The sequence below is a fragment of the Mariprofundus ferrooxydans PV-1 genome (assembly GCF_000153765.1).
GTDB lineage: Bacteria > Pseudomonadota > Zetaproteobacteria > Mariprofundales > Mariprofundaceae > Mariprofundus > Mariprofundus ferrooxydans.
In genome coordinates this window covers 212,077-225,153 of the sequence record NZ_DS022295.1, presented here as the reverse complement: position 1 = coordinate 225,153, position 13,077 = coordinate 212,077, and the positions used below count along the sequence as shown (strand labels likewise).

At 53.0% G+C, this 13,077-nt stretch carries 12 protein-coding genes; 5 read left to right on the top strand and 7 right to left on the bottom strand.

The genetic code is table 11. The features are described from left to right. The first annotated feature begins 142 nt into the window (after window positions 1-142). The 3 genes from SPV1_RS07865 (at window position 143) to SPV1_RS14325 (ending at window position 2,106) form a co-directional block, all read left to right on the top strand. A complete protein-coding gene (locus tag SPV1_RS07865; protein WP_009850620.1) occupies window positions 143-850 on the top strand; it encodes a class I SAM-dependent methyltransferase in 708 nt (235 codons plus the stop codon). A gap of 81 nt (window positions 851-931) precedes the next feature. Continuing rightward, complete coding sequence (locus SPV1_RS13940) at window positions 932-1,735, top strand: hypothetical protein (protein ID WP_152909245.1); 804 nt, start codon at window positions 932-934, stop codon at window positions 1,733-1,735. Between the two features lie 44 nt (window positions 1,736-1,779). Continuing rightward, complete coding sequence (locus SPV1_RS14325; RefSeq protein WP_009850618.1) at window positions 1,780-2,106, top strand: hypothetical protein; 327 nt, start codon at window positions 1,780-1,782, stop codon at window positions 2,104-2,106. A gap of 100 nt (window positions 2,107-2,206) precedes the next feature. Here SPV1_RS14325 and SPV1_RS07855 read toward each other — a convergent pair whose 3' ends face one another. Both SPV1_RS07855 and sugE read right to left on the bottom strand, forming a co-directional pair. Next, window positions 2,207-3,601, bottom strand: a complete 1,395-nt coding sequence (locus SPV1_RS07855; RefSeq protein WP_009850616.1) for a sodium:solute symporter family protein — start codon at window positions 3,599-3,601, stop codon at window positions 2,207-2,209. Between the two features lie 197 nt (window positions 3,602-3,798). Then, a complete protein-coding gene (sugE, locus tag SPV1_RS07850) occupies window positions 3,799-4,122 on the bottom strand; it encodes a quaternary ammonium compound efflux SMR transporter SugE (protein ID WP_009850615.1) in 324 nt (107 codons plus the stop codon). A 305-nt stretch (window positions 4,123-4,427) separates the two neighbouring features. Between sugE and SPV1_RS07845 the strand changes: the two genes are divergently transcribed. After that, a complete protein-coding gene (locus SPV1_RS07845; RefSeq protein ID WP_053322503.1) occupies window positions 4,428-5,012 on the top strand; it encodes a hypothetical protein in 585 nt (194 codons plus the stop codon). A 401-nt stretch (window positions 5,013-5,413) separates the two neighbouring features. On the opposite strand, the gene tsaD is transcribed toward SPV1_RS07845, so the two are convergent. From tsaD to SPV1_RS07830, 3 genes are read right to left on the bottom strand one after another with little or no spacing between them, the layout of a single operon-like run. Beyond that, window positions 5,414-6,460 (bottom strand): tRNA (adenosine(37)-N6)-threonylcarbamoyltransferase complex transferase subunit TsaD, encoded by a 1,047-nt coding sequence (tsaD, locus tag SPV1_RS07840; protein ID WP_009850613.1) that lies wholly within the window; start codon window positions 6,458-6,460, stop codon window positions 5,414-5,416. After that, window positions 6,441-8,030, bottom strand: coding sequence for a hydantoinase B/oxoprolinase family protein (locus SPV1_RS07835; protein WP_009850612.1), 1,590 nt, complete (start codon window positions 8,028-8,030; stop codon window positions 6,441-6,443). The genes tsaD and SPV1_RS07835 overlap by 20 nt, the downstream gene beginning before the upstream one ends. Then, window positions 8,027-9,985 (bottom strand): hydantoinase/oxoprolinase family protein, encoded by a 1,959-nt coding sequence (locus tag SPV1_RS07830; RefSeq protein ID WP_009850611.1) that lies wholly within the window; start codon window positions 9,983-9,985, stop codon window positions 8,027-8,029. Before SPV1_RS07830 ends, SPV1_RS07835 begins: the two co-directional genes overlap by 4 nt. 124 nt (window positions 9,986-10,109) lie before the next feature. Between SPV1_RS07830 and SPV1_RS07825 the strand changes: the two genes are divergently transcribed. Beyond that, window positions 10,110-10,862, top strand: coding sequence for a porin family protein (locus tag SPV1_RS07825; RefSeq protein ID WP_009850610.1), 753 nt, complete (start codon window positions 10,110-10,112; stop codon window positions 10,860-10,862). A gap of 79 nt (window positions 10,863-10,941) precedes the next feature. Here SPV1_RS07825 and icd read toward each other — a convergent pair whose 3' ends face one another. Continuing rightward, window positions 10,942-12,687, bottom strand: coding sequence for an NADP-dependent isocitrate dehydrogenase (icd, locus tag SPV1_RS07820; protein WP_009850609.1), 1,746 nt, complete (start codon window positions 12,685-12,687; stop codon window positions 10,942-10,944). A 56-nt stretch (window positions 12,688-12,743) separates the two neighbouring features. Beyond that, entirely contained in the window at window positions 12,744-13,028 is a 285-nt protein-coding gene (locus SPV1_RS07815; protein ID WP_196795116.1) for a DUF4398 domain-containing protein, read from the bottom strand. Window positions 13,029-13,077: the final 49 nt, after the last annotated feature.

Sequence of the window (13,077 nt, the reverse complement as noted above, 5' to 3'; positions counted from 1 at the left end):
CTACTCGAAGTGCTCTAAGATATGCTCAAGCACAGTTAATCGGAGGGAGGGTATTATGGTCGCCATGCAAAAAGATACTTATACCTATTAATAAGTTATGCCAAACAAAAACAAAGAAACCAAAAGATGACAAGAAAGACAGATGACAAATAAAACTGATTTTGATGCCACAAATCACTTTGGCGATAAACATGCCAGTGTTTACGATGAGAAAATACGAAAGGTCATACGTGGCTACAGTGAAATGCATGATCTGACATACTATCTCCTCAAAGACAACTTAACTGAAAATGCTAAAATTCTTGTTGTCGGTATTGGCACAGGCCATGAAGCTGTAACATATGCTGAAAACCAAGAGGGGTGGCATATTATCGGTGTCGATCCAACACCAGAAATGGTAAAAAGCTCTACAAACAAAATTATCCAACTTGGGTTAGCTGATAAAATTGATGTAGTTGAGGGCAAAGTTGACAAATTAAAGGAAAACAATTTTGATGCCGCCACTTCAATTCTGGTAATGCAATTCCTGAAAGACAATGGAGATAAAGAAGCATACCTTCAGGATATTTCAGCAAAGCTAAAAAAAGGTGCCAAGTTTGTTCTCATTGACCTTGAAGGGGAAAAAGACTCAGAAAAATTCAACTTGTTACTGTCTGCATGGAAAAGCCACCAATACAACACAAGGGATGACAAAGAACAAATAGATAAGGATTTTGAGCATGTAGATGCCGATTTGCAATTTATACCAGGGGAAAGAATTGTTGACTTGTTGCAAATCACAGGTTTTACAAATGTTTGCAAATTTTACCAATCGTACTTGTTTGGCGGCTATATCGCAGAAAAGGCATAACAAAATCATGCACCGGATTGCTATTCCGCTGCCGCTCCATAGCAACCCGTGATGATTGGCGTTAGCCTAAAAAAGGATGTCATGAAGAAATTAACATCAATCTTAATTGCAGCCGTGCTCATGTTGATTGCTGGCTGCTCGTATCAGGATATGGCGGACAATCTGATTCCAAAACAAGAATCAGCGTTTGCGAAAGATTATCTACATCGGCTGCAAACGAGGGATTTCGAATCCATCAAGAAATACATTGATCCGAGTATCGAGGCGCAAGTTACTGATAATAAGCTTTTAGAGGCGGCGAAGTATTTTCCAAGCGGAAATTTACTAAGCACCGAGTTAATCGGATCTCAGGTCAATGTAGTCAACGGAAACTGGCAAGGCAATTTCTCGTTCGAGTACCACTTTTCAGACGGCTGGGCATTGGCAAATGTTGTTCTGAAAAAGTCAGATGACAATCTATCGGTTATTGGATTCAACGTTTATCGTACAAAAGCTTCTCAAAAAGAATTGAACAAATTTACTCTTGGTGGCAAGTCCGCTCTGCACTACTTTGTCCTGGCTTTAGCAGTACTTGCGCCTTTGTTTATTCTGGTTACCACTTATTTTTGCATTCGCACTCCGATTCCGAAAAGAAAATGGCTTTGGGTTGTCTTTGTGCTTGTGGGTATAGGCTCAATAAGTATTAATTGGTCAACTGGCCAATTTGGCATCCAGCCATTAAGCATCAAGTTGTTTTCTGCGTCAGCGTTTGAGGCTGGCCCATTCGCGCCGTGGATAATTTCGGCATCTATTCCCTTGGGTGCAATCATTTTTTGGTTCAAACGAAAGAGGTTTATAGCGACAAACAGGGCTAACATTCAGGTCAACGAGGACGCTTCGCGCTAACGCGCTCGCGCCTGTTACCTGTAGCGTTATATATCAAAGAAAGCATGGTCATAGAAGTAATACTCCTTTGCATTGTCATATTTTCACTAGCTATAGGTCTAATTTCTGTAGCGAGAAAAAACGAACCTATTCCTTCCAAAAAAGAAACATGGAAATGTTTTTTCATTGGGTTGGTTTCAGCAGCGGTGATAACACCGGCATTTTATAACCTGATCATTGTTCCTGCTGCATTATGGCTTCTACTATTTGCTGGTGGTGTTATTCCTTGGTGGTCTAGGTACAAAAAAGCATTTGCCTACCAATGGGGGATTTTCTTTGGGATTACTGTTGGTCTGGCTATCATTTTCAGCGTGGTTAACAATGACATATAACAATCGGCTCAAATGGGACGCTTCGCGCTATCGCGCGAGCGCCCCTTAAGCCCATAGACAGTGAGGTCATTCGGCTCGACACCCTGCCCCACATCACAGCTCATTTCAGCACTTCTATCGCTACAGGCCGGCGCACGGCTGATTGCCGATCCACGGCAAAGAAACAGATCAGGTTCATCAGCGTGCCAACCACCAGGCCATCAATCCCGAACGGAGAAGCGAGCAGATACTTCCATGCCAACACGCCGATCACGCCGCCAGCAGCGCCGGCCAGAAATCGCCGCCGACTTACGCCGAGCCCCAATAGTGCCGCCGCCAACGGAACCAGTACTGTCGGCGCCCAGAAATTGTAGGAGTAGATGAGGATGTCGAGCACGCTGTTGATGGAGAGCGCAAATATCACTGCCAGCACGCCGACAACCAGCGTCGTCCATCGGGCCAGCCGCAATGATGCCCTGGTCGATAGCGGCTGCCTGCGCAACGGGCGTACCAGATCATTACTAAAAGCAATGGCCGCCGCATTGAGGAATGAGTCTGCCGAAGACATGATGATCGAAACTACCGCGGCAATCACAATGCCCTGCATCGCAGGCGATAGCGCCTCCCGGATCACATAAGGCATCGCCAGATTGGCATCCAGCGAGGGGTTCAGCGCCAGCGCCACCAAACCGATAAGGCCGGTGACCGCAAAAAACGGAATAGAGAAGAGTCCGCTCAGCAGGGTACCGCGCCAGACCTCACGGTTGTTTTTACCGATTAACAGACGTTGCACATAGGGTGGCACCAGAGTCTCCCCGAGCAGGAAGGTCAGAAACAGCGAGGCCAGCCCGATCATTGCGAGCGGATCACCCGGAAGCTCCAGATGATTTGCAGGCACCGCATGCCACAGCGCATCAAGGCCACCCACATCCTCAATGCCAAAATACAGCACCAGCGGAATGCCCGTCGCTAGCACGACAAACTGAATGATGTCGGTCCACACCACAGCGCGCATGCCACCCACTGTCGAATAGGCAATCACAATACCGCAACCCAGCAGGATACCCAGCATACGCTCCAGACCGAGATAGAGATTGAAGATGTAACCCATGGCGCTGATCTGGGCTCCGAGAATACCGGCACAGAGGATCACACCGAACAAGCCGCTGAAAATACGCGCTTCGCGACCATAGGCCGGCTCCATGATATCGCCGACCGAAATCGCTTCGGGATAGTGATGCATATTGGGTGCGATAAAACGCGCCACAAGAATCTCTTTCAGGCTGAACCCCCACAGTGCAACGATATTGGTCACACCGACCAGAAAGACCTTCTCCGCATTTCCCATCGAAAAACCGCCACCAATGAAGGAGGCGGACAGGGTCGCGAAAATAGCCAGAAAGCCGAATGATCTGCCTGCAGTCGCGTATTCGTTCATGTTCTTGATATTTCGCCCGGCCCAAAGACCAACCATGAGGATCACGAACAGGTATATAAAAATGATCGTTGCTTGCATAAGGCTCCCGTTCGCCTTTTAAATCACTGGTCGCAACTGATTTACGCTTACCGGCACCAGAAGAGCGGTGAAGCGCCACCACTCTACTCCACACTATTTACCTTCGCCCGGAGCATCAACAAGGAAGAAGCTGAGTGACTGATACCAGCCAAGTTCGCTGCACCGCCCTGCCCCTGCAAATGCAGCCGCACATAACCTTATGATGACGATGATACCAGTTTAAGACCTGCTATTCCCGATACAATCAGCAGCAGGCAGATGATTCTCAGGATATCGCGTGATTCATCGAAGCAAACCATGCCGAACACTGCCACACCAACCGCCCCGATGCCTGTCCACACGGCGTATGCCGTACCGACAGGAATGTCTTTCATGGCAGCAGAGAGTAACCAGAAGCTGATAATCATGGACAAGATGGTGAGCACCGATGGGGTAACTCTGGTGAAACCTTCTGTATATTTAATACCGATTGCCCATCCGCATTCAAACACACCGGCTACCGCCAGATAAATCCACGCCATATATTCACTCCAGAGCCTGATTCTATTGCATAACCATAAAGGGGTAAGAGCCCTTATTTCCTATTCTTCAAATCTAGCATACTGTCACTTTTTCCGGGGGATGATGATACACTGGAACAAGGCGACAGGCGGCGGCACTGCTAACCCGCGGCCTCCGGTCTGCTTCGAAATTTAATCGTTTGACGCTCCTTAAGTTACCCCCTACCTTCTTGTTCATCTGTGTCGGAAAGGTAGAACCAGATAGGTAGCATGGAAAAATATTCATTATAACTCATGAGTAAACTATGTTTAAAAGGGATTAATTTATGCGCTACACATTGCTTTCCATTCTTGCTCTCCTGCTATGTTCTTGCGCCACAGCACCGAGCTTCCAGTTCTCACAGGGCGGTGAAAGAATAAACCAGCCAGGAGTCTCTTTCGTGTTACCTGCAGGATATCAATGGGGTACGATCATGCGATCCACATATCAAAGCGCTTTCGGGGCAATAGGAACGCCAAAGAATGACACAATGATTGTCAGCTCTTCTGTGTACAACATACAACCCCCTGCCTCTAAAGACGCGTTCCTTAAGGCAGTGCATGAAGGGCGAAGCAATGAACCGAAAACCGGTCGATTTGAGGTAATCCGAAACAGTGAACAACTGTATAAGGAACGTGCGGAAACCTGCGTCATTTACAAATCTGCATCGAAAGATTTTGGCGCAGAAGCTAAACGTGGCGGCCAGTACAGCGTACTTGAGGTAATTGGCATGCATTGTATTTCCCCACAGAAACCGAATATCGGAATCCAGGTCGAACTCTCTCGCAAAGCGCCACCGGGAACGACATATCCCGATTTCGAAGCAGATGGCTTGGCTCTTCTTCAGTCAGTAAAATTTGGTGCTTTCTAGATGCAAAATGAGTATAGCAAGGCCTATACTCATAAGGTTTGAAAAAAGTATAAACATGCCCCCAAGAGTTATTACCTAACCATTAAGGCTCAGCCGCGTCACTCTTTGACGTCGGCTGGGGCACCTATGCATAACACTGTGTGGGCTCAAGCGAGTATTCATAGACAGCCTCTTGACCATGCATGCGGTCAAGCTCTGTATATAACTATGTAACAGCATGATTTTAGTTTTCGTCTATTACACTCCTTGATGCGAACTGGACGAACAAGATGCCTCCAACAAGGAACAAGCATCTGGCTAGCTTGCGGATACCGACCCAGACCCAGGTCAATTCCAAATCGAAATTTCACGCCCTGGCTGAGAGTCCGAGGGGTCATATCCGTGAAGTTCGCCTGTTCAAATCAAGGAGCGGATACCGCTCTGGTCTGTTCATTCAGCGGCCAGCGGGGGCGCGCATCCCAATCGGTGGAAGCTTCGCTGCCGGTACGTAAACGGGCAAAGGCGGCATAGGCGATCATTGCGGCATTGTCCGTGCAGTGTTTGGGCTCCGGCAGAAATACGGTAACTTCATCGGCATAGGTTGCCAGCAGCTTGCGCAGGCTGCTGTTGGCAGCCACACCGCCGGCAATCACCAGCCTTGGTGCATTCTGCTGACGACAGGCGCGCACCGCTTTTTTAACCAGCACCTCGCAGATGGAGGCTTCGATGGCAGCCGCCATATCGCAGCGTGCCGTATCATCCAGGGCGTCGCTGCCGCCGGCCTTGCGCACGGCATACATCACCGCCGTTTTCAGGCCGGAAAAACTGAAATCGAGATTATCCTTGTTCAGCATCGGACGCGGTAGTTTGAAGCGTTTGGCATCCCCTTTCAGCGCCAGACGGGCCACTTCCGGTCCGCCCGGATACGGCAGACCCAACAGGCGTGCGGACTTATCAAAACATTCACCGGCAGCATCATCGAGCGTCTGTCCGATCAGGCTGTAGGCGCCAATACCATCTACGCGCACAAGCAACGTATGGCCGCCTGAGACCAGCAGCGTGATAAACGGGAAGGCCGGCAGCTCGCCACTTAAGCCGGGTGCGAGCAGATGCCCTTCCATATGATGCACCGGTATCACCGGTATATTGTGCACAGCTCCTGCAGCACGCGCATAGGAGACACCCACCAGCAGCGCTCCCATCAGGCCGGGGCCGGCTGTCACAGCGATGGCATCGATATCCGCCCAGCCGAGCCCGGCCTCCTGCATGATCTCATCCACCATCGGCGGCAAAGCGGCCAGATGCTCACGCGATGCCACTTCCGGCACCACACCGCCAAAGCGGGCGTGGGTTTCGATCTGCGAGGCAATACATTCGCCCAGGATACGACCGCTGCCGCTCGCCAGATCCCCGTCATACAGGGCCGTTGCCGTTTCATCGCATGAAGATTCAATTGCCAGTATGATCATGATCGCTGTCCTGATGTTCGTTTTCACGGCTTAATCCGTAACCGCCGCCGCCGGGGGTTTCCACACGCAACCGATCACCCGCCATCAAACGGGTCGTGCATTTGCCCGGCAGAGCCGACCACACACCATCGCGGCAGATGCTGTTGATACCACTTCGTCCCGTTTCACCACCTGCCAACCCCCAGGGGGCATTCGTGCGCCGCTCACTGAGCAAGGATAGATGGCAACCCTCCAACACTTCCCACTCACGAATCAGCCCGTCGCCACCATGGTGCAGACCTGCCCCGCCGGAGCCATGGCGCAGCGCATAAGCCCGCAGCCTGAGCGGATAGTGCATTTCCAGCACTTCAATGGAAGAGTTCTTTGTATTGGTCATATGACACTGCACGGCGGAGAGTCCGTTACCCGATGCATGTGCACCCATGCCGCCGGCCAGCGTCTCATAATAAACCCATGTATTATCGGCCTGATCACCACCGCCGAAAATCACATTATTCATCGTGCCCTGCGCGGCTGCCGGTATGCGCTCAGGGATAGCCTGCGCCAGTGCACCGAGCAGCACATCGACAATGCGCTGGCTGGTCTCCACATTGCCGGCAGCCACCGCCGCACCCTCTCCGGCATGCACCAGAGAGCCTGCTTCTGTCGTGATCGTAATCGGTTCAAATACGGCCGCTGTTTGCGGCACATGCTTCGGCATCAGGCAGCGGAAGACATAAAATACGCTGGCCGCCGTCACCGCCAGCGGGCAGTTGACCGGCCCGGTAGTCTGCAAATCTGTGCCGGTAAAATCCACGCAGGCCGTCTCCCCTGCGATAGTCACGCGCACCATAATCCTCAGCGGGCCGTTGCCGCAGCCGTCATCCTCCAGCGTATCGGCAAAGCAGAAAACACCATCGGGAATGGCGGCAATACACTGGCGACCGTAACGCGAGGAGACCGCCATCAACTGCGCAAACATCGATTGCAACTTATCCTGCTCATAGTCCGCCAGCCGCATGACACCCACCGCACAGGCCGCGCGCTGGGCGGAGAGATCGCCCAGTCGCTCATCCGGCGCACGCACACGCTGATAAAAAGACGCAGCCAGCGCCGGCTGCTCCTCTCCCGCAACAAACCAGTAGCGCGGAGAGATCACCATCCCCTCATCGGCAAGCGAAGTTTCCAGCCCCATCGACCCCGGTGATTTGCCGCCGATATCGGCATGGTGGGCACGCGTGGCGGAAAAACCGACCAGCACTGCCTTGATAAATATCGGCATCACAACGGTGATATCGGGCAGGTGGGTGCCGCCGAGAAACGGATCGTTGAACACCACCACATCCCCATCGCACCAGTCGAACCGACCCACCACATCGTGCATGGCAAAAGCCATCGAGCCGAGATGAACCGGAATATGGGCCGCCTGCGCAACCAACTCACCTGTGCGATCGAACAGCGCGCAGGAGAAATCCTCGCGATCACGGATATTGGGTGAAATCGCACTATGTTTGAGTACGGCACCCATCTCTTCGCAGAGCGCCGACAAACGATGCGAGAAGAGGCTTATGGCAACAGCATCGATCGTCATTCCATACGCTCCAGCAGAAGATGCCCGTGCGGCGAGAGTTGCAGACACCACCGCTCGGGCAACCAGAGTGTGGCGATATCCTCAATCACCAGTGCCGGACCATCGATATGACTGCCTGCAACAAGATCCTCACGCCGATAGCAGCACACCTCACCTGCCCCGTGTATATCCACCATGGTACAGGGCGCTTGCGTTCCTGCAGCAGGCAGCGGCGGCCAGATGAGTTCGGGGCCCGCGACAAAAGCCGTTAACCGCACCGTCATGATCTCCACAGCGCGAGCCAGCCTGTGGCCGTAAGCCTTGTCGTGTGCCGCGCAGAACTGCTCCGCCAGTGCAGGGAGGTCAATATCCGGGCCATCAGCCAGCGGAATCATCAGGTGAAAGCCCTGACCTGCATAACGCATATCGACCCGCCGCTCAAACGAGAGTGCCAATCCCGGCATCTGCAGCGCCGCTTCATGCTCAAGCTCCGTAAGCAGTGATTGTAACTGCACGGCGGTTTCCGTATCGTCAACAGCCATGCGGCGGCTGCGCGAAAACTCGCTCTGCTGGCGCCCGGCCAGCATACCCAGCGCCGAGAATGCGCCGCTGGCAACCGGCACAATCACCCGTCGCATGGCCAGCTTCTCGGCCAGCGCACAGGCGTGCAAACCGCCGGCGCCGCCGAAGCAGATCAGTGCAAAATCGGCCGGGTCATGACCACGCTGCACCGACACTACGCGCAGGGCACCGGCCATATGTTCTTCGGCAATAGCAATCACGGCCTCCGCAGCCCGGATTGCGCCAAGACCAAACGATCGCCCGTACTGCTCGAAGGCCCGCTCGGCCGCATCCCTGTCCAGCGGCATGGAGCCTGCCATACGGGCAGCTGCAGGAATGCGACCGAGCAGCAGATTGGCATCGGTTACCGTCACCTGTCTGCCGCCTCGCCCGTAACAGACAGGCCCCGGATCAGCTCCCGCCGAGGCCGGTCCGACCTGCGGCAGCCCCGCCTCATCCAGCCAGGCGAGCGAGCCACCACCGGCACCGATGGTATGGATATCCAGCATCGGCAACGATACCGGCAGCCCCGCCACCTCACCTTCCGTGGTCATAGCCGGTTCACCACAAATCAGCGCCACATCGGTGCTGGTACCACCCATATCAAAGCTCAACAGCTTCGTTTCACCCAGTTGGCGACCGACCGCAGTTGCGGCAACAAGCCCGCCTGCAGGCCCCGAAAGTAGCAGCCTTACCGCCTGCTCCCCCGCTCTTTCGGCCTGCATGACCCCGCCTGCCGAGTGCATGACAAACAGATGACGCGGGATAAGCGTATGCTGCAGCCGTTGCAGGTAACGCTGTACCAGCGGGCCGACATAGGCATTGAGAAAGGTAGTTGTGCCCCGCTCATACTCGCGGTATTCGGCCAGCACCTGATGGGATGACGAGACAAACAGGTTGGCGGGTATGGCCGCGGCCAAAGCCTGCTCATGAGCGGGATTGAGAAAGGAGAAGAGCAGACAGATGGCAACCGACTCGTAATCACCGCTGGCCAGCCGCCGGGTCAGCGCATCAACCGATGCACTATCCAGCGCATGCAACATACCGCCCTGTGCATCAATGCGGCCGTCCACGCCGACAGCATCGCTGCGTTTCAGCCATACCTCCGGCAGCTCGGGACAGAGATCATAAAGCTCACCTCTGGTCTGCCGGCCGATGGTCAGTAAATCCTCGAAACCCTTATTGGTGACAAACAGCGTGCGTGCGCCCTTACGCTCGAGTACGGCATTGGTGGCCACCGTTGAGCCGTGCACCAGGTGCAGGTCAGAGGCTTTCAGTTTCAGTTCAGCAACACCCTGTTCAATGGCCCGCGACGGATCGGCAGGTGTGGAGAGTACCTTGTGAAAACGCAGGCCGTCTGCGCCAAAATGCACAAAGTCGGTAAACGTACCGCCGGTATCCACACCTAAAAACATGCCGGGATTGTATCGTCTTGCGAAAGATTTGCAGCGTCCGACATGATGGTGTGATCCAGCTCGCAGCTATATAGTGCCGACCGCGCAAGATCCGACGGCATCAATCACATAATGGAGAATCAAAATGAAACGTAAATTGCTTGCTCTGGCCACTGTCGCCATCAGTTTTGCCTCGGCCGCCCAGGCCGATGAAACCATCGCAATCAAACCGGGCTTTATGCTGCTCTCGCCCTCAGGCTATTTCGGCTCCACCACGAACAATGTCGGCAGCCGCATTGACATGAATCTGGATCTGAACTTCAAAAACAGCTCTCAGGCAACGGGTGAAATCGACCTCCTGCTCGGAGATTCACAACTCTCATTTGAGTACATCCCGATGAGCTTCAGTGGTTCCGGCACACTTGCGCGCAATATCACGTTTAACGGCCTGACCTTTGGCGCCGGCACTCCCGCCACAAGCACATTCAAGGCAGATGTGTTTGATGTCGGGTACACCTATTATCTGGTCAATATGGATGACCTACCTTCACGCATCCAACTGGGTATTGAGACGTCGGTAAAAACTGTGAGAGCCAAAACATCCATGACCAACCTCGGCACCACAACCAATAAGAATATGACCATTCCGATCCCCACTGTTGGCCTTCGCGGTCGCGTTGCACTGGCTGACTTTATCGGCGTCACCGGTCGTATCGGTTATCTCGGTTACTCCGGCAATACATTCACCGATGCCAGTGCACAGATAGAGTTCTCGCCTCTGCCAACACTCGGTATCTTTGCCGGTTATCGCTATATCAAGCTGAAACTCAACAACACCGGCATGATCGCTGATATGACACTGAAAGGTCCTTTTGTCGGTGGTTTCTTCCGCTTCTGAAACACTGCTTTCAGAAAAGCAGGCACAAAAAAGGCCGGATCTTCTGATCCGGCCTTTTTTATTTCCTACTGCCCTCGCCTTAATAGCTCTTGCGGAACTCGGTAGCGTGACACTTCGGACATGGAGGTACACGCCCTGTCTTCTTGAAGTGCAACTCATGATCGCAGCTGATGCAGGTCAGCGTACCGGCACTGGTAATTTCACCGGAGCGGCAGGAGAGCGCTTTTTGTGTGCGCACAGCCACGGAACTCAGTGCAAGACCGGCAGCATTAAGCAAGGCATACAGTGATGAGAGAGCACCGACACTGACACGCGAAGGATTGAGCTTCTCCTTCGCTCCGTCACGCATCGTCTGCGCCATTTGCGAGAAATCACGCTCGAGAAACACCTTCAGGTTCTTGCCCTGCTCTTCGCTGAATGCACCGGCAGCAGTGAGCTGCTGGCGTGCCTTTTCCATCGCTGTAGCGGCAAATTCGGATGACTTCTCGGCTCCCGACTCGAACAACTCCTTGAATCGTTCAGCCAGTTGATCGTACTGATCAGCCACTTCATCCCCGGTATGCTCTGCATCACCCATATGGGCAATAACCGCATCACCAAATTCCGAGGTGGATAGCTTGGTAGCTCCTTCCATCAGGCGGTGGAAATCATAGGTCACAGTTTTGGCGGCAATGGCCCCATTGATACCCTTGAGTACCAGATCGGCCGCTTCCGTCCAACCCAGATAACGCAGCATCATCTCACCGGAGAGCGTCATTGATGAAGGATTGACCATATCCTTGCCCGCATACTTCGGGGCAGTGCCGTGGGTTGCTTCAAAGATGGCATGGCCGCTGGTGTAATTGATATTCGCACCCGGTGCGATACCAATACCGCCGACCTGTGCAGCCAGCGCATCGGATAGGTAATCGCCATTGAGGTTCAGCGTGGCAATCACGTCAAACTCTGTCGGACGGGTCAGCACCTGTTGCAGCGCGATATCGGCTATCGCATCCTTGATGACGATACCATTAGGCAGTTTGCACCATGGGCCGCCATCGATCTCTACCGCACCGAATTCATTCTTGGCAATCTCATAGCCCCAGTTACGGAACGCACCCTCGGTGTACTTCATGATATTACCCTTATGAACCAGGGTAACGCTCTTGAGCTCATTATCGATGGCATACTGGATGGCTGCGCGCACCAGTCGGGCCGTACCTTCCTGCGACACCGGCTTCACACCAATACCGCTACTCTCAGGAAAACGAATTTTTGATACGCCCATTTCATTTTGCAGGAAATCAATGACTTTTTTAACGTCATCACTACCGGCCGGCCATTCAATACCGGCATAGATATCTTCGGTATTTTCGCGGAATATCACCATATCCACATCTTCAGGACGCTTCACCGGGCTCGGTACACCGGTAAAATGCTTCACCGGACGCAGACATACATACAGATCCATCACTTGGCGGATCGCCACATTCAATGAGCCCATACCGCCACCGATCGGCGTGGTCAGCGGACCTTTCAAACCAACCAGATACTCCGTCATCGCATCCAGCGACTCTTTGGGCAGCCATGCATCATCACTCTGGCCATACAGATTCCACGCCTTTTCACCCGCGTATACTTCCATCCAGGATATCTTGCGACTGCCGGCATAAGCTTTTTCAACCGCAGCATCGAGCATCGCGCGGGTTGCTTTCCAGATATCAGGCCCAATTCCGTCACCTTCAATAAAGGTCACAATTGGCTGATCGGGGACATTCAGTTTTCCATCATCGCCCATGGTGATTTTTTCACCATTTTCCGGCGCACATATGTGTTTTAATACCATCTGTTCAAACCCCTATTCCCCCGACTCCCCCAAAGGAGTCAGTTCTAAGTTATTTATTATTTATTTGATTGCTTGATACGGGCTGCTTCCTGCGCATTGCGCCGCGCTTCCAGCGCCTTGTTACGCGCCCTGTCATATTGCTCTGCACGCATGGCCTCAGCAGCCTGATCCAGAGCCTGCTCTGCGCTCTGCAGATAACGATCTGCCTTTGACGTATTATCCCCGCTCGGTAGCTGCTGCGCTGTTTTGATGGCGGAACGCGCATCAGACATCTCCTGTGCAGGCGGCTTCATCGCACAAGCAGCGCAGAGCAACAGTAGCAAACACAGTGTAAATCTCATGCCTTGCATCATCCTGTCATAAGACTGTGTTGTCAATCCCGGGGAGGCA